A 15,302-nucleotide genomic window follows, 5' to 3' on the forward strand; every position below is an offset into this window, starting at 1 on the left:
GTCGAATACGACAGCGGCGAGATCGTGCGCAGGGTCTCATCGACAAGACCCTACATCTCCTTCAAGGGACGCTTCTGGAAAGTTCCCCAGGCCTTCGCCCGCGAACGCCTTGCCATCCGGCCACTGGTTCGTGACGGCCACTACGGAATCTTCTTCGCCAGCTGGCAGGTCGCATCGATCGACTTGACCAATGGCCAACCTGTCAGTGATGTGTCCGAACAGGTGTCAGCCATGTCTCCGGACTAAACACTCGTCCCGGCCATCCACGCCTTGGGCGCGACATGAAGAACGTGGGGACGCCCGGGCCTTCGCCGCGCCGAAGCGGCTTAGGCCGCGCAGGCGGGACAAGCCCGGGCATGACGACTTCGTCCCTGCCAGGTGCCCGAAACACCCCGATCTGACCTCCTGCCGCACCCTCTGTTAACCCTTTGCTAACCATACACCCGGCAAGAATTGCCGGGTGAAGTCGAGTGTCGTCAGCCGCGTAGAACGGGAGGTCCCCCGTGGACGCCAGTGCGGTGCCTCACTTTCGAAACGGCGGCCCTTCGGCCGCCGCGCAGACATTTGGGGCGCGCGGACGGCAGTCGCGCGGGGGAGCAGCTACCATGGTCGACGTCACCGCGGGACAGGGCGTAGGCAGCACGAACGCCGGCTTCCCGACCCTCACCGAGATCGGCAACATCCTCAAGCGCGGCGATATCGCGCTGGCGCTCGGCGTCCTCACCATCCTGGTAGTGCTGATCCTGCCGCTGCCCGCGATCGTGCTGGACCTGTTCCTAGCGATCTCGATCACGCTCTCGATCCTGATCCTGATGACGTCGCTGTTCATCCAGGCGCCGCTGGAATTCTCCGCCTTCCCGACCGTCCTCCTGATCTCGACCATGCTGCGCCTGTCGCTGAACATGGCCTCGACCCGCCTGATCCTGTCGCACGGGCACGAGGGCACGGATGCCGCCGGTCACGTCATCGAAGCCTTCGGCAGCTTCGTGATGGGCGGCAATTTCGTCATCGGCATCATCGTCTTCGCCATCCTGATCATCGTCAACTTCGTCGTCATCACCAAGGGTTCGGGCCGTATCGCCGAAGTCGCCGCACGCTTCCACCTCGACGCCATGCCCGGCAAGCAGATGGCGATCGACGCCGATCTCTCCGCCGGCCTGATCGACGAGAAGGTCGCCAAGCAGCGGCGCAAGGATCTGGAGGACGAGAGCGGCTTCTTCGGCGCCATGGACGGTGCCTCCAAATTCGTCCGCGGCGATGCCATCGCGGGCCTTTTGATCGTCTTCATCAACATCGTCGGCGGCATGATCATCGGTGTCGCGCAGCAGGGCCTCTCCTTCGCCGACGCCGGGCGCAGCTACACGCTGCTGACCGTCGGTGACGGCCTCGTCACCCAGGTGCCGGCGCTGATCGTTTCGACCGCGGCCGGCCTGCTCGTCTCCAAGGCCGGCGTGTCCGGCGCCGCCGACAAGGCGCTGATGAAACAGTTCTCCGGCTATCCGCAGGCGCTGGCGATGTCCGCGGCGGTCATGCTGGTGCTGGCGGCGCTGCCGGGTATCCCGACCATCCCCTTCCTGGCGCTCGGCGGCGGCGCCGGTGCGCTCGCCTGGCACGCCCGCAACCGCAACCGGGCGACTGCCAGGGCTGACGAAGTTGCAAAGACCGCACCCGCTCCGGGAACGCCGGGTTCACCTGGCGCCGCTGCGGCCGAAGAGCCGATCTCCGCCGCGCTCAAGATCGACGATCTCAAGATCGAGCTCGGCTATGCGCTACTGCCGCTCGTCAACGGCCCTGATGGCACCGACCGCCTCACCGAGCAGATCAAGGCGCTGCGCCGCTCGCTCGCGATCGAGATGGGCTTTGTGATGCCCGCCGTGCGCATCCTCGATAACGTCCAGCTCGAAGCCAACACCTACATCATCAAGATCAAGGAAGTGGAYGCCGGCACCGGCAAGATCTGGCCGAACCAGTTCATGGTCATGGACCCCGGCGGCAGCCAGGTGCAGGTGCCCGGCATCCATACCACCGAGCCGACCTTCGGCCTGCCCGCAACCTGGGTCGATGCCAGCCTCAAGGAAGAAGCCTCGCTCAAGGGCTACACCGTCGTCGACGCCGCGACCGTGCTCTCGACCCACCTCACCGAGCTGCTCAAGGCCAACATGTCGGACCTGCTCTCCTACGGCGAGGTGCAGAAGCTGCTCAAGGAGCTGCCGAAGGAGCAGGGCGAGCTGGTCAAGGACATCGTGCCGGGCCAGGTCACGGTCTCCGGCATCCAGCGCGTGCTGCAGCTGCTGCTCGCCGAGCGCATCTCGATCCGCGACCTCTCGACCATCCTGGAAGGCATCGCCGACTCGCTCGCCTTCTCGCGCAATCCCGCGACCATGGTCGAGCATGTCCGCGCCCGCCTCGCGCGGCAGATCTGCGCGCAGAACACCTCCTACAGCGGTTATCTGCCGCTGATCGCGCTGTCGGCGCGGTGGGAACAGGCCTTCGCCGAATCCATCATCGGCCAGGGCGAGGAACGCAGCCTCGCGATGCAGCCCTCGAAGCTGTCGGAATTCATGACCGGCGTGCGCGAGGCCTTCGAGCGCGCCGCGCGCGAAGGCGAGGCGCCGGTGCTGGTCACGTCTGCGGCAATTCGTCCCTTCGTACGCTCCCTCGTCGAGCGGTTCCGGGCTCAGACGACGGTGCTGTCGCAGGCTGAAATCCACCCCAGGGCGAGATTGAAAACGGTCGGAAGCATCTGATTTGCCTTAAGAAGCCGTATGTTTTTCGGCCACAGGCAAATGGTTTTTGAGTTCCTGGCGCCTTGTCGACCAAATGCAAACAAGGCGCCTCGCAAGCACATTACACCTTTGAAATAATTATATAATCGCACGATTGAGGGGTCGCTTTCGATCGCGATCTTTCACGTCCTGTCACGCTCTTGTGATCGCCCCTTGGGAACGAATCCCCCCAATACTAGGTTGTTGGTGACCGGAAGCATGAACCTCCCCCAACAGGGTAGCGACTACTTCGGGTAGATGGCGGCAGGAGCCTTCCATGAACCACTCGATTTACAGCGCCGATCGCTCGACCCACTTGAAAATTGTGGTCGTAGCCCTCGTAGCCGGCATCGCGGTGGCAGGCTTCGGCATCACGGCAGCGCGCACGGGTTCGGACGAAGGTCTGACCCAGACCGCCCGCGTCATCAAGGCCGGCAAGCCGGTTGTTATCACCAGCTCGAACGCATCCCTCGTTCGATAAGGAGATTTGACGAGTTTTGTGAATTCACGCGGCTCTTTACCAGCCCCCCAAAGTCGCCACGTGGATATGTAGACGACCCCAACCCCAAGTCGACTACGGAAAGCGCCCGCCCCCCACGGGCGCTTTCTCATGTCTGGGGTACCTCGTCATTGCGAGCGTAGCGAAGCAATCCAGACTGTCGCCGCGGAAAGATTCTGGATTGCTTCGCTACGCTCGCAATGACGGAGCAATTGGCACAGCCGCGATCCTCCAACCAGCCCCGATCAAATTCTACCGCGCCCCATAAGTCGGCGGCGGCGCCTGGACCGTCGGTGCTGCCGCAGCGAAGAGCTCGGCCTTGCTACCGGTGAGCGGCGGGTAGATGCGCTTGCAGTTGATGGTCTGCTTGGTCGCCTTTGCGGCCGCGCCAGTGGTGCGAACCTCGCGATCCCACCCTTCCGTATAGAGCGCGCCCCAGCCGCCGAGGTCGAGCACGGTCACGTACCAGTCGATGCGCAGCGGCAGCATCGGCAGGCCCGCGAGATCGGCCACGACGTTGTGGCCGGCGAAGCGGCCCATGGGACGGGCGAACTGGCAGGACATCACCGTCGGATGCAGCCCGTCGACCACGCTCGAGGCGACATCGCCGGCGGCGAACACGCCCGGCACATCGGCCACCCGCATGAAAGGATCGACCAGCAGGCGGCCGAGGCGATCGCGCGCGCCCGCGAAGCTCTCGGCCAGCCGGCTCGCGCGCATCCCGGCGCACCAGATCACGGTCTGCGCCGGGATGAATTCGCCCGAGCTCAGGTGCATGCCGGCAGCCTCGACGGACACGACGCGCACGCCAAGCCGCGTCTCGACGTCGAGCGAGGCCAAAGCCGTCTCGATGACGGGACGCGCATGCGCGCCGATGGTGGCGCCGACCGCAGGGTTGGGATCGACCAGGACGATGCGGCGGCTGCCGGTGATGCCGGCGCGCGCCAGCCTGTCCGGCATCTCGGCCGCGACCTCGATGCCGGTGAATCCGGCGCCAACCACCACGACCGTCGAGCGCCCCGGCGAGGGCGCGCTGTGTCCGAGCGAGACGAGATGATTTTCGAGGATGAGCGCGGCGGCATAGGTATCGACGTCGAAAGCATGCTCGGCGAGGCCGGGGATGGCGGGACGCATCACTTCGCTGCCGAGCGCCAGCACCAGGCGGTCGTAGCTCAGCGTCTCCTCGCCGCCGCTCGTGACGAGAGAAATCTCGCGCCGTGCCGGGTCGATGGCTTCGACCTCGCCAATGCCATGAGTGACGCCGATCGGATCGAGCAGTTGCGGCAACGGCAGCGCGACCTCACTGAGGTCGGCCTCGTAATTGCGCACCCGGATGTTGTGGTAGGGATTGCGATCGACGACACGGATCTCGACGTCACGGCCGGCCGCGCCGATCTCGTCGCGCTTGCGCGCGGCGCCGATGGCCGCCCACAGACCCGCAAACCCCGCGCCGAGCACGACGATACGCGCCATGTCCGTATACTGCCTTGTCCAAGAATTCCGGCGAACTGCCCGCGCGGGCAGATATAGCTCATTCGCCCGGATCGACCAACTGCGGCGGCGCCGCTCCGCTGCATAAGATCGCGGCTCAGGCCTCGCGCAGCTCCGACGGCGTCGCGCCAAAACGCTTGCGGAAGGCGCGGTTGAAATAGGACAGGTCGGAGAAGCCCGAGGAATGCGCGATGTCGCTGATCTTGCGCGCCCTCGCGCGGGGATCGCCGAGCAGCTTGCGCGCCAGCACCAGGCGCTGCTCCAGCACGAATTCGGTGAAGGTCGTGCCGGCCTGCTCGAACAAGCGTTGCGCCTGGCGCGGGCTGAGCCCTGAGCGCGTCGCGATCTCGGACAGACAGAGATCGTTGCGGCCGAGCGCGGCCATCACGTCGGCACGCATGAGATCGAGACGGGCCGCCGCATGTCCGCGACCGCGCGCAAGGCTTGCATGCTCCGCATCGGTGCCGAGCAGCAGGCCGACGAGATCGATCACGTGCTGCGCGGTCAGGCGCTGGCCGACGGCGTCGAGATGCGGCGCGTGATTGGCGGCGAGTGCGTGGTAGCGGAAGATCGTCTCGGCCACCGCGCCATCCGAGAGCACTTGCGACAGCTTGTCCTCGGCACGCGGATTGATGTCGAGCAGCGCGCGGCGCGGCATGCGGATGCTGGTGAAGCGATCTTCCTGGGTGTGGCCGACGGTGCCGGTGACGCCCATGTCGACGAGCACCATCTGCGCGGGCGCAAGTTCGACGGTGTGGCCGTTCTGCCCGACGCAGACGAGACCCGCATGCGCGGCGATCAGGACCAGATCGTCGCTGCCGTCGGCCAGATGGCTCTGCGTGCGCGAATATTGCGCGGAGGCACCTTCGGGAATGGCCAACGCGATATTGTCGACTACGCTGACCTGGAGCCGGCAATCGATGTTGTCGCCATGGCTCGGCCCGACATCGAGGCCGCAGGGACCGAAGGCCCGCTCGCGCCAATTTTCGAAGGCCGGACCATGCGGAAGGCCCGCATATTGGTGGACGAAGATGCCCGGCGTCTTAGCTGCATCCATCTGACTTCTAGCCCCTTTTCCGGCGCCATGATGTGCGGCGCCGACTGCAAATTCCGGGCATTTGACGCCGTGGATTGCGGGGAGGTTCAACGCGGGAGTGGATTCGGCGGAACTTGTCGGGCTGCGACGGCTGGACGGACCTTGGCGACGGTCGAGCGCCGTGTGCGCTCCATCCGGGCTACGGCGCCACGACACCTACTTCTTCGTGGGCGCCTGCGGCTGAGACGGCGGCACGGTCTCGATCAGCTTGCCGGAAAACACCGGAGCCGAGGTCGGCTGGCCGTTGGGCGAGCCGCCGGCCTGCTCGACGGTGACGGCGTAGGTCGCACCGTTGACGACCTCGGGATCGAAGGAGCCGAGCACCGGGCGCGCKGTGAAATCGCCCGCGCCAATCACGCCGAGCGAGCGCGGACGCGGCAGCTTGTCGGAGATCAGCCAGAGCTCGAAGCTCTTGCCGGCCTCCGGCGTTGCGCCGACCTTGCGCACGGTGAAATTCCGCGTCGCGCCGTCGACCGTGAGGATGAAGGCGGGACCGCCGCCCTGGCCCTGCAACAGCGCGACATATTGCGCAGCAGCCGTGAGCGGCGCCGGCGTCTTCACTTCCACCGTCTGGATGCGTGGCGCCGGACGCAAGCCGCCCGGCAGCGCATCGGGCTGGAAGATCTGAAGCGACAGCGTCACCAGCAGTGCCGCCGCAAGCGCGCCCACCGCGGAGGCGATGGTGCGCCAGCGTTTCACGCGGCTCTCGAGCCGGATCACGTTGCTGTTGTCGGCGACCGGCGCCGGCGGCGCGCGCGCGACGTCAGGATCGGGCGCATGGACCTGCGGCATGAATATCGGCGCGATGTCGGGAAGCGCATCGGGTGCCGGCCGCGCCGTCCCGGGCTGCTCTGCTTCGGAAGGCTGCTGCTCCGGTTGCGGCGCGACGTCCGGTGCCAGCTCAGGCGGTGCAGCTTCGATCGAGGAGAACTCCGGCACAGGTGGCGGCGGCGGCGAAACTTCCGGCGCGGATGTCTCCTGCGCAAAGTCCGTCCGCGCAAGCTCGGACCGGATGTTCTCCCACACGATCGGACGCGGTTCGACCGAGCCGACCATCTGGTTGAGGACGCCGAGCCGGTAAGCCCAGGCCTGCACGACATCGGCGAACGCCTTGTCCACGGCCATCATGGTCTCGACCTGCGCGCGCTCACTGGCGTCGAGCGTACCGAGCGCATATTCCGCGGCGAGCGCGATATGGTCCTCCGTGTAGGCCATCACTTCCAGTCCAGAACCACCCTCACAATGCAAGTCCTCATAGTCCGAGGCACTCGCGGATATCCAACATGCTGCGCCGGAGCCACGTCTTCACCGTGTTGACGGGCGCGGCGAATTTTTCCGCCAATTGCTCGCGGCTCCAGCCGTTGTAATAGGCGAGAAGCACGAGCCTCTGACGATCCGGCTCGAGCCGGCCGATGCATTCCAGGAGCCGCTTCAACTCCTCGGTCATCTCCCTCCGCGCCAGCGGATCGGGGCTGTCGGCGGCGACTTCCATCGCCTGCGGCTCTTCCTCGATGGAGACTTCCGTCTTCTTGCGCACGATGTCGATGGCGCGGTTGCGCGCGATCGACGCCATCCATGTGATCGGCGACGACAAGGCCGGATTGAACTGGCCGGCGCCGTTCCAGATCTTGACGTAGGTCTCCTGAATGACCTCCTCTGCGAGATCCTGTCGACGCAAGATACGGAGCACGACGCCATAGAGTTTCGCGCGCGTGGCGACGTAGAGGCGCTCGAACGCGGCCTGATCGCCCCTGGCGACCTCCCCAATCAGCCCGACCAGCTCTGCTGGCGTCAGCATTCAGCCCCCCACGCACGGCCTGTCGCGTTCGGCGCAGGCCCTGGCACTCCGCTACCATAGCGCGCGGCAAAGCCCATCACCAAGGGGCGGCGCGCCACACTGTGGATAGCAAACGCAAACCCGGACCTTGCGGGTCCGGGTTCGACGAATTCTCGGCTGTTGGACCGCTGGCTGCGCCGTCAGGCGACGGCGCCGATGCRGGCGCGCATCAGGCCGATGCTGTCGAGGTCGGCCTGCTCGCGGGCGTTTTCTTCGGCGCGCTCGCGGGCCTGGTCACGCTCGTCGAGGAGCTCGACCTTCTTCAGTTCCTCGAAGGCTTCGGCCAGCGCGGCCTTGGCTTCGTCGAGCTGGCCCTTCAGTTCGTCGGCCGAGCGGGTCAGGTTCTCACGGCGCTGAATCGCGGCCTTGGCATAGGTCGGATAAGCGAAGTGCGAGGGATCGTTGATCCCGGCACGCTCCTGCTCGGTCGTGATCTCGCGTTCAAGATCGGTCGACATCCGCTGGAAGTCGGCGATCATGGTCTCGATCTGGGTGACCCGGCGGCGCTTCTCGTCGACCTGAAATTTCTTCAGGCGGATGAGGGTATCACGTGACTTCATCGACTCATACTCCCCAGAAGTCCCCTGGCTGCACGTGGGACGTCACCGGTCTCCCCACAGGCCCTGATAGGGCCAAGACCGGCTCTGCTACTCTGTGAGAGCGGATGATGACCTGACAAAGTTAGCGTTCCGTTTCCAAATCACCGAGGATTTGCGCCAACTGGCGGTAGCCGTCCGCCAGTGATGCATTTTCGTCCTTGCGCTGGCGCAGGAACGCCTCCAGCGGCTCGTGCAGCCGGATCGCCTCGTCCACCTCGGGGCTGGAGCCGGCCCGGTAGGCCCCGAGCCGGATCAATTCCTCCATGTCGGCATAGGTCGCCATCACCTGGCGGGCCCGCTGGATGGTCGGCCAGAACTGCGGATCGGCCGATTTCGGCATGGTGCGGGAGACAGATTTGAGGATGTTGATGGCGGGGTAACGGCCGCGCTCGGCGATCGAGCGCTGCATCACGATATGGCCGTCGAGGATACCGCGGACGGCATCCGCGATCGGCTCGTTATGGTCGTCGCCGTCGACCAGCACCGTGAAGATCGCGGTGATCGCCCCCTCACCCAGGCCCGGCCCTGCGCGCTCCAGAAGCTTCGGCAGCTCGGTGAACACGGTCGGCGTATAGCCCTTGGCGGTCGGCGGCTCGCCGGCGGACAGGCCGATCTCGCGCTGGGCCATGGCGAAACGCGTCACCGAGTCCATCAGGCAGAGCACGTCCTTCTCTTCATCGCGAAAGTATTCGGCCACCGCGAGCGTGAGATACGCCGCCTGGCGCCGCATCAGCGCCGGCTCGTCGGAGGTCGCGACCACCACGACCGAGCGCGCCAGGCCCTCCTCGCCGAGATCGTCCTGCAAAAATTCCTGGACCTCGCGGCCGCGTTCGCCGATCAGCCCGATGACGCTGACCGCGGCATCGACGTTGCGCGCGAGCATCGACAGCAGCACCGATTTGCCGACGCCGGATCCTGCGAAAATGCCCATGCGCTGGCCGCGGCAGCAGGTGAGGAACGTGTTCATCGCGCGCACGCCGAGATCGAGCGGGGCGCCGACACGCCTGCGCGAATGCGCCGGCGGCGGCGAATTGCGGTATGGCATCGGCGCCGGGCCCTGCGGCAATGGCCCCTTGCCATCGATCGGTTCGCCCAGCGCGTTGACGACGCGGCCGAGCCAGGCCGATGACGGACGCACTTGATTGGCGGCATTGGCGATGACGGCCTTGCAGCCGCGGCGCACGCCGTCCAGGCCGGCGAACGGCATCACGACAGCGTTGTTGCCGGAGAAGCCGATCACCTCGCAGGGAATGGAACGGTTCGCGCCGGTCTCGATCACGAGCCGCGCACCGACCGACATCGCGTGAATGGGTCCGGCCACTTCGACCATCAGGCCGCGAACGCCGACCACGCGGCCATAGATGTTGACGCCGTCGATGTCGCCGATCTGTTCGGCAAGAGCCTTCATCAGGGGCGCGCCTTTAATAAGAGGACCTTCATAAGGTGATCGCCTCCGATCCCGGGCTTCATGGCGAAAGACTTAAGTTTCGCCATATTTCTGAACGGCGCTTAACTTCGTGTTTACCCGCATCGTTAATCATTGCGTCACTGTCTTTGTGACTGAGCGTGACTCCCCTTCAGAAGAAGGCTGAGTCGCGGGAGTCGGTTAGGCCCGTCTCTTAAAGTGGAACTTGAACGGTACGGGGTGACGAAAGCTGCTTCGCGCGCAAGACCTTAGGGCGATTCGACAAAAATTGCACCGGGGGGACTTGCGTTCCAGAATCAGAGTTTGTTAACCATCTGTTGTCAGGATCCGAATCAGTTGTTCAAAGGCGTTTTGTTGAGTGCCGCGAATGCGGCCGACCTGACGCCCAGGAGCGGCGACTATGGGGAACTGGCATGCGCGTTTTGCTGATTGAAGATGACAGCGCCGTCGCGCAGTCGATCGAGCTGATGTTGAAGTCTGAGAGCTTCAACGTCTACACGACCGATTTGGGGGAAGAAGGCGTCGATCTCGGTAAGTTATACGATTACGACATTATTCTTCTCGACCTCAACCTGCCCGACATGTCCKGCTACGACGTGCTCAAGCAGCTTCGGGTCTCCAAGATCAAGACACCAATTCTGATCCTCTCCGGCCTCGCCGGCATCGAGGACAAGGTCAAGGGTCTCGGCGTCGGCGCCGACGACTACATGACCAAGCCCTTCCATAAGGACGAGCTGGTGGCCCGCATCCACGCGATCGTGCGCCGCTCCAAGGGTCACGCCCAGTCGGTCATCCAGACCGGCGACCTCGTCGTCAACCTCGACACCAAGACGGTGGAAGTCGGCGGCCAGCGCGTGCATCTGACCGGCAAGGAATACCAGATGCTGGAGCTCCTCTCGCTCCGCAAGGGCACGACCCTCACCAAGGAAATGTTCCTCAACCATCTCTATGGCGGCATGGACGAGCCCGAGCTGAAGATCATCGACGTCTTCATCTGCAAGCTCCGCAAGAAGCTCGCCAACGCTTCCGAGGGCCGCAACTTCATCGAGACCGTGTGGGGCCGCGGCTACGTGCTGCGCGAGCCGCACGAGCACGAAGAGCGCATTCCCGCCTGATCCCTAAGTTTACGTCGCGAGCCCCCGGGGCTCGTTCCTCCCAGCCTGGACCCCGCCGCAAATGGCGGGGTTTTGTTTTTTGGGGACGCCAACGCGGCCTCATCGTCCTTGCGCCATTGAACCGCTATCCTCCCCCCGCCGACGAATGGTCGCTGCACGATGGGGGAACGATGATCCTGCAATCACTGGCCGGCCTGCCCGCCTTCCTGGTCTATTTCTGCACCGGCCTGATCGCGATCGTGGCGTATCTGTTCGTCTACACCCGCATCACTCCGCACAATGAGTTTCAGCTCATCCGCGACAACGAGCCGGCCGCCGCGATCGCGCTCGGCCTCAGCCTGCTCGGCTTCGTGGCGCCATTGGTCAGCGCGATCGCGCATTCGGCCAATGTGCTGGACTGCCTGATCTGGGCGGTCATCGCGCTGATCGTGCAGATCATCGTGCTCTTTCTGGTGAAGGTCCCGGTGCCGAACCTGTCGGCACGGATTGCCGCAGGCGAGCTTGCGCCGGCGATCTGGCTCGGGCTGTCCTCCCTCGCGGCGGGCCTGTTGAACGCCGCCTGCATGATCTACTGACATGGCCAAACCCTCCAAAAAGGAGTTCGGCAAGCGCCGGCCGGCGCCCGTGGCGCCGCCATCGGGGCCGCCGGTGAAGCGCTCCGGCCATGTCGCGCTACTGGTGATGGGCACGATCGCGGTCGGCACCGCCGCCTACACGCTGATGCCACGGCAGCACTGCGAGCCCTCGCCAGGAGCCGTGCCGGGCCAGACGACCACGACGTGCAGCAGTAGCAGCAGTTCATCGGGCGGCAGCAGCTCGCGCTGGTCGTCGCGGTCAAGCTTCTTCAGCAGCGATTCCTCGAGCCATTCCTCGTCGGGAACCTCTTCGGACTCAGGCTCCAGCAGCGTGAGCCGTGGCGGCTTCGGTTCGTTCGGCCATGGCTTCTCGGGCGGCGGGTGATCCATGCGACGCATCGTCTGCCCCGAGCGCGACGACTGGCGGCAGACCGCCGAACAATGCGGCTTCGCCTTCCACACCATCGACGGCGAACGCTATTGGGACGAGAGCGCCTATTACGCCTTCACGCTCGACGAGATCGAGCGCGGCATCGAGGCGCCGACAGCCGAGATCGACGCGATGTGCATCGAGCTTGCCGGCCGCGTGATCGGTGACGAGCGCTATCTGCGACGCCTGAAGATTCCGGAGGCGTTCTGGAGCTTGATCGCCGAGAGCTGGGAGCGCGACGACCGCAGCCTCTATGGCCGGCTCGATCTGAAGTTCGACGGACAGTCGCCTGCAAAGCTGCTCGAATACAACGCGGATACGCCGACCTCGATCTTCGAGGCCGCGGTGTTTCAATGGACCTGGCTCGAACAGGCGATCGAACGCCGCATCATTCCGGCGCGTGCCGACCAGTTCAACTCCATCCACGAGCGGCTGATCGCGGCGTGGAAGGAGATTGCCGCAGGCCGCCATGTCCATCTCACCGGCACCACCGGCAACGAGGAAGACGCCGGCACGCTCGCTTATCTCGAGGACACCGCGCGCCAGGCGGGGCTCTCGACCAGGATGCTCGACATCGAGGAGATCGGCTGGCGCGACGAGCCTGGCGGCTTCGTCGATCTCGACGACGGCGACATCGCGTTCGCCTTCAAGCTCTATCCCTGGGAATGGATGTTCCACGACGCCTTCGGCGCCAAGCTGATGAGCGCGACGACACGCTGGATCGAGCCGCCGTGGAAGGCGGTGCTCTCCAACAAGGGCATTTTGCCGCTGCTCTGGGAGATGTTTCCGAACCATCCCAATCTGCTGCCGGCCTTCTTCGAGGACGACGCGCGGGCAGCCGAGCTCGGCAGCTCCTACGTCCGCAAGCCGCTGCTGTCGCGCGAAGGCGCCAATGTCACGCTGGTGTCCGGAGGCATGCCGCTCGACGAGCAGGCAGGACCTTACGGCGCAGAAGGCTTCGTGCGGCAGGCGCTGTCGCCGCTGCCGAATTTCTCGGGCTTCTATGTGGTGGTGGGAAGCTGGCTGGTGAACCACGAGCCGTGCGGCCTGTCGATCCGCGAGGACGAGAGCCCGATCACGGGCAACCGCTCGCGGTTTATGCCGCATGCGATTTTGTGAAATGCGCTCGCGACCTCATCGGAACGGGACGCGAGCGCAGAGACTTGCGTGCTTACTCAGGGTGTCTTGACGATGAATCTCCCGTCGTAGAGGCCCGCGCCCTTGAAGCCGGCTTGCGCACTTTCGAAGCCGCCCGTGCCCGTCGCGTTTGCATACGCCCCGGTGCCCGACAGGATCGTGTATTCGCCTTTCGCCCGACCATCCTTGATCGCGCCGGCGTAGCGCGCCGTGATCGAGGATCCGTCGTCGAAGGTGTAGGTGCTGTAGCCGTAGATGGGTCCTGAGCCCTTGATCAGGTCGGCGGAGTGGACGAAGTCCTTCACCGCAACGCGGCCGTCCTTGAAGAAGGCAACGCCAAACATTTTGCCAGACATGACCGTCTGACCTTCGACGTTCGCGACCTCGGTGACCTTTAAGTCCATCGGCTTGGTGACAAGCTTGAATTCGAGGACCTGCTCGCCAGCGAGAGCGGTGGCGGGCAACGAAAGCGCCGCGAACAAGAAATACGAGGCACAAGACATTCGCATGGTATGTCCTCCTCAGTACAATTCATGATGGAATGGAATCCCGCCTCGGTTCGGCGGGACCATCGCCAGCATAGCACAACCGTCAGATGCTGATCAGGGCCGCGATTGCATTGCATCGCGGCACGAGCTCTATTGCGCGGTAGTCGAGTAATCCGCAATGCTCAAACGCGTGTGAAGCGTCACGCACTCTGACGGAACGATATCCGCCAGTTGTTGCCGATCATTCGCGACGACGGCGTTCAGTGAGATTGCCTGTCGTTCGGCGAATCACCTCGCCGCTGCGATTTTCAGCGGCTGCGGCATCAATCCGCCCATCGGACGGCCGGAGCGCGCGGGATTGAGCTGATAGAGACCGCGGCGCTCGGTGATCGGGCGGAACGCGTCGGTGATGCCGACGACGGATTCGGCGGCGCCAAGCAGCAGCGTGCCGTCGGCTTCCAGTCCCTTCGCCATGCGCTCGAAGATCACGGCCTTGGTGTCCTGGTCGAAATAGATCAACACGTTGCGGCAAAAGATCACGTCGAACGTGCCGAGATGGGAGAAGTCCTGCAACAGATTGAGCTGGCGGAACTGCACCATCGCGCGAATGTCGGCATTGAGCTGCCAGAGCTCACCGACTTGCGTGAAGTATTTCATCAGGTGCTGGATCGGCAGGCCGCGCTGCACCTCGAACTGGCTGTAGATCCCGGCCCTGGATTTCTCCAGCACCTCCTGCGACAGATCGGTGGCGACGATCTCGATGCGCCAGCCGGCGAAGGCCGCGCCCATCTCCTTAAGGCACATCGCGATCGAATAGGGCTCCTGCCCGGTCGACGAGGCCGCCGACCAGATGCGGAGCGACCTGCGCGCCGCGCGCGCCTGGAGCAGGCCCGGCAGGATGGTTTCGCGCAGATGATCGAACGGGATCTTGTCGCGGTAGAAGAAGGTCTCGTTGGTGGTCATCGCTTCGACCACGTCGGTCGCAAGCCGGCCGTCGCCGTTCCTGATCTTCAGCACGAGATCGGGAATCCCGGGCAAGCTCGCCTTGCGGGCAAGCGGCAGCAGCCGGCTCTCGACGAGATACTGCTTGTCGGCGGAGAGATCGAGGCCGGAGCGCTCTTTCAGGAACTTGCGCAGATATTCGTAGTCAACCGGCGTCACGAGCGGTCTCCCGCGAACAGGCGGTTGACCTTGGCGCCGATCTGGTTGAGCGGCAGGATCGCCGCGCAGATGCCGGCATTGGCCGCCGCGCCCGGCATGCCCCAGACCACGCTGGAGGCTTCGTCCTGCGCGATCACGTTGCCGCCGGCGGCGACGATGTCCTTGCCGCCGCGCATGCCGTCCGAGCCCATGCCCGTCAGGATCACCGAGAGGATGTTGCCGTGCCAGATGTCGATGGCGGAGGTGAACAACGGATCGACCGCGGGCTTGCAGAAATTGACGGCGGGACCGTCGTCGAGCGCGATCGCCACGTCCGCGCCACTGCGCACGACACGCATGTGCTTGCCGCCGGGCGCGAGGTAGATCCGTCCCGGCTTCACCGGCTCGCCGTCGACCGCCTCGGCCGCCGGCTTGCGGCTCGCGCGCGCCAGGTGCTCGGCGAGAATGGTGGTGAAGGTCGGCGGCATGTGCTGGGTGATCAGCACCGGGAAGCGGTCGATCACCGGGCCGAGCTCGGTGACGAGCGCCATCAGTGCCTGCGGACCGCCGGTCGAGGAGCCGATCAGCAGCACCTTCGGTGCGTGGGCCGAGAACGGGCGCGTGGACAGCACCCCAGACGACGGCGCATGCAGAGCCGGTGCGGGCGCGGCGGGCCGCACGACAGCCGGCGCACGTGCAGCCGG

Annotated in this window: 15 protein-coding genes and 1 pseudogene; 7 read left to right on the forward strand and 9 right to left on the reverse strand. The window is 65.0% G+C overall.

Going from position 1 to position 15,302, the window contains the following annotated elements; translation table 11 throughout:
• The 3 genes and pseudogenes from AC1DW2_RS41870 to AC1DW2_RS41880 form a co-directional block, all read left to right on the forward strand.
• A pseudogene (locus AC1DW2_RS41870) lies at window positions 1–246 on the forward strand (IS481 family transposase); the annotation flags it as partial.
• Between the two features lie 359 nt (window positions 247–605).
• On the forward strand, window positions 606–2,747 hold the full coding sequence (gene flhA, locus AC1DW2_RS41875; RefSeq protein ID WP_071916417.1) for a flagellar biosynthesis protein FlhA: 2,142 nt from the start codon (window positions 606–608) through the stop codon (window positions 2,745–2,747).
• Window positions 2,748–3,042: 295 nt separating this feature from the next.
• Window positions 3,043–3,246, forward strand: coding sequence for a hypothetical protein (locus AC1DW2_RS41880; RefSeq protein ID WP_014497685.1), 204 nt, complete (start codon window positions 3,043–3,045; stop codon window positions 3,244–3,246).
• A 270-nt stretch (window positions 3,247–3,516) separates the two neighbouring features.
• On the opposite strand, the gene AC1DW2_RS41885 is transcribed toward AC1DW2_RS41880, so the two are convergent.
• The 6 genes from AC1DW2_RS41885 to fliI form a co-directional block, all read right to left on the reverse strand.
• A complete protein-coding gene (locus AC1DW2_RS41885; RefSeq protein WP_354098092.1) occupies window positions 3,517–4,737 on the reverse strand; it encodes an NAD(P)/FAD-dependent oxidoreductase in 1,221 nt (406 codons plus the stop codon).
• A 115-nt stretch (window positions 4,738–4,852) separates the two neighbouring features.
• A complete protein-coding gene (locus AC1DW2_RS41890) occupies window positions 4,853–5,812 on the reverse strand; it encodes a helix-turn-helix transcriptional regulator (protein ID WP_477009011.1) in 960 nt (319 codons plus the stop codon).
• 195 nt (window positions 5,813–6,007) lie between these two features.
• Window positions 6,008–7,066: an anti-sigma factor gene (locus AC1DW2_RS41895; RefSeq protein ID WP_477009012.1), complete on the reverse strand. Its 1,059-nt coding sequence runs from the start codon at window positions 7,064–7,066 to the stop codon at window positions 6,008–6,010.
• Window positions 7,067–7,103: 37 nt separating this feature from the next.
• Window positions 7,104–7,649, reverse strand: coding sequence for a sigma-70 family RNA polymerase sigma factor (locus AC1DW2_RS41900; RefSeq protein ID WP_041955015.1), 546 nt, complete (start codon window positions 7,647–7,649; stop codon window positions 7,104–7,106).
• Between the two features lie 179 nt (window positions 7,650–7,828).
• A complete protein-coding gene (fliJ, locus tag AC1DW2_RS41905) occupies window positions 7,829–8,248 on the reverse strand; it encodes a flagellar export protein FliJ (RefSeq protein WP_477009013.1) in 420 nt (139 codons plus the stop codon).
• A gap of 121 nt (window positions 8,249–8,369) precedes the next feature.
• Entirely contained in the window at window positions 8,370–9,695 is a 1,326-nt protein-coding gene (fliI, locus tag AC1DW2_RS41910) for a flagellar protein export ATPase FliI (protein WP_477009014.1), read from the reverse strand.
• 431 nt (window positions 9,696–10,126) lie between these two features.
• On the opposite strand from fliI, the gene ctrA reads away from it, so the two are divergent.
• From ctrA to AC1DW2_RS41930, 4 genes are all read left to right on the forward strand, one after another.
• A complete protein-coding gene (gene ctrA / locus AC1DW2_RS41915; RefSeq protein WP_477009015.1) occupies window positions 10,127–10,828 on the forward strand; it encodes a response regulator transcription factor CtrA in 702 nt (233 codons plus the stop codon).
• Between the two features lie 170 nt (window positions 10,829–10,998).
• Window positions 10,999–11,403, forward strand: a complete 405-nt coding sequence (locus AC1DW2_RS41920) for a DUF350 domain-containing protein (protein ID WP_014497691.1) — start codon at window positions 10,999–11,001, stop codon at window positions 11,401–11,403.
• Between the two features lies 1 nt (window position 11,404).
• Window positions 11,405–11,788, forward strand: coding sequence for a hypothetical protein (locus tag AC1DW2_RS41925; protein ID WP_477009016.1), 384 nt, complete (start codon window positions 11,405–11,407; stop codon window positions 11,786–11,788).
• A 3-nt stretch (window positions 11,789–11,791) separates the two neighbouring features.
• Window positions 11,792–12,952, forward strand: coding sequence for a glutathionylspermidine synthase family protein (locus AC1DW2_RS41930; protein ID WP_477009017.1), 1,161 nt, complete (start codon window positions 11,792–11,794; stop codon window positions 12,950–12,952).
• Between the two features lie 56 nt (window positions 12,953–13,008).
• Here the strand turns inward: AC1DW2_RS41930 and AC1DW2_RS41935 are convergent, their stop codons facing one another.
• The 3 genes from AC1DW2_RS41935 to AC1DW2_RS41945 all read right to left on the reverse strand — a co-directional run.
• Window positions 13,009–13,452 (reverse strand): hypothetical protein, encoded by a 444-nt coding sequence (locus AC1DW2_RS41935; protein ID WP_231144256.1) that lies wholly within the window; start codon window positions 13,450–13,452, stop codon window positions 13,009–13,011.
• Between the two features lie 294 nt (window positions 13,453–13,746).
• The gene (locus AC1DW2_RS41940; protein WP_071916425.1) at window positions 13,747–14,619 is read right to left on the reverse strand and encodes a CheR family methyltransferase; all 873 of its coding nucleotides are present in this window, start codon (window positions 14,617–14,619) and stop codon (window positions 13,747–13,749) included.
• Window positions 14,616–15,302 (reverse strand): chemotaxis protein CheB (locus tag AC1DW2_RS41945; RefSeq protein ID WP_477009018.1); only part of this gene is annotated, 687 nt, incomplete at its 5' end. The genes AC1DW2_RS41945 and AC1DW2_RS41940, both read right to left, overlap by 4 nt.

The organism is Bradyrhizobium sp. P3_C3, from assembly GCF_056402655.1.

Coding starts and splice junctions, on each gene's coding strand:
- AC1DW2_RS41880 (WP_014497685.1), top strand. CDS start 3,043: ATGAACCACTCGATTTACAGCGCCGATCGCTCGACCCACTTGAAAATT.
- AC1DW2_RS41885 (WP_354098092.1), bottom strand. CDS start 4,737: ATGGCGCGTATCGTCGTGCTCGGCGCGGGGTTTGCGGGTCTGTGGGCG.
- AC1DW2_RS41890 (WP_477009011.1), bottom strand. CDS start 5,812: ATGGATGCAGCTAAGACGCCGGGCATCTTCGTCCACCAATATGCGGGC.
- AC1DW2_RS41900 (WP_041955015.1), bottom strand. CDS start 7,649: ATGCTGACGCCAGCAGAGCTGGTCGGGCTGATTGGGGAGGTCGCCAGG.
- fliI (WP_477009014.1), bottom strand. CDS start 9,695: ATGAAGGCTCTTGCCGAACAGATCGGCGACATCGACGGCGTCAACATC.
- AC1DW2_RS41920 (WP_014497691.1), top strand. CDS start 10,999: ATGATCCTGCAATCACTGGCCGGCCTGCCCGCCTTCCTGGTCTATTTC.
- AC1DW2_RS41925 (WP_477009016.1), top strand. CDS start 11,405: ATGGCCAAACCCTCCAAAAAGGAGTTCGGCAAGCGCCGGCCGGCGCCC.
- AC1DW2_RS41930 (WP_477009017.1), top strand. CDS start 11,792: ATGCGACGCATCGTCTGCCCCGAGCGCGACGACTGGCGGCAGACCGCC.